The sequence below is a fragment of the Bradyrhizobium sp. P2_E8 genome, assembly GCF_056403875.1.
On record NZ_JBFUES010001568.1, the window covers coordinates 1 to 1108 of the forward strand.

Annotated in this window: 1 protein-coding gene; it reads left to right on the forward strand. The window is 67.8% G+C overall.

The window, feature by feature from the left end; all coding sequences use genetic code 11:
- A partial coding sequence (locus AC1D00_RS42365; RefSeq protein WP_477014813.1) for a polysaccharide deacetylase family protein occupies positions 1–1108 on the forward strand: 1108 nt, incomplete at both ends.

A 1108-nucleotide genomic window follows, 5' to 3' on the forward strand; every position in this document is an offset into this window, starting at 1 on the left:
ATGCAGTACCGCGAGACGCTGCCGCTGAAGGACCACGAGGTCGTCCTGACCTTCGACGACGGTCCGCTGCCGAAATATTCCAACCAGGTGCTCCAGATCCTCGCCGACGAGTGCATCAAGGCGACCTTCTTCATCATCGGCGGCCAGGCCAAGGCGAACCCTGAAGGGGTGCGCAAGCTGGTGGCGGCGGGCCACACCGTCGGCACGCACAGCATGAACCATCCGCTGACGTTCGACCGCATGCCGATCGAAAAATTCGAGCCCGAGATCAACGGCGGCATCGAATGGACGTCGGCCGCGATGACCGATCCGTCCAAGCTCGCGCCGTTCTTCCGCATCCCCGGCCTGATGCGCGCCGAGGGCGTCGAGAACTATCTGATCTCGCGCGGCATCCAGGTCTGGAGCGCCGATTTCCCCGCTGACGACTGGCGGCATGTGTCGTCCGATCGCGTCTACCAGCTCGCGATCCAGCGGCTGGAGGCCAAGGGCAAGGGCATCCTGCTGTTGCACGACATCCAGGCCCGCACGGTGGCGGCGCTGCCCAAGATCATCCGCGACCTGAAGACGCGCGGCTATCGCATCGTGCATGTGGTGCCTGCGACCGCGGAGCGGCCGGCGACGCCGACCACGCCGGTGGAATGGCTGCTGCATCCGCCGACCGAGACCGTGCCGATCGCGCGCTGGCCGGCCGTGCCGAACTTCGTGTTCACGCAGACCCAGACGCTTCCGGCGCCATCGCTTGCCGATCTCAATGCGCAGACCGGGCATCAGCCGCTGCTGCCGCGCCGGACCATGGCGCAGGCGAATGTCGCCGCCACTCTCCCCGTGCCCGACCGCGATCTGTTCGCGATTCCCGAGGGCTCGGTCGAGGTCTTGCTGTCCACGACCTTGTCACGGCGTGCCGCGACACGGCTGGCAATGGCGGCCGAGACGCCCCGTGCGGCTAAGGGCAAGGCCGCCAAGTCGCAGGCACACCGAACCGCCCACGCTGCGCACGGCGCACCGAAGCATGCCGCGCAGGCCAAGGGCACGGTCGCCAGAAACACTGCCCCCAAGAGCACTGCACAGGGCGCCGCGCCGCGTCCGACTCGCGTGGCCAGCCTGAAGA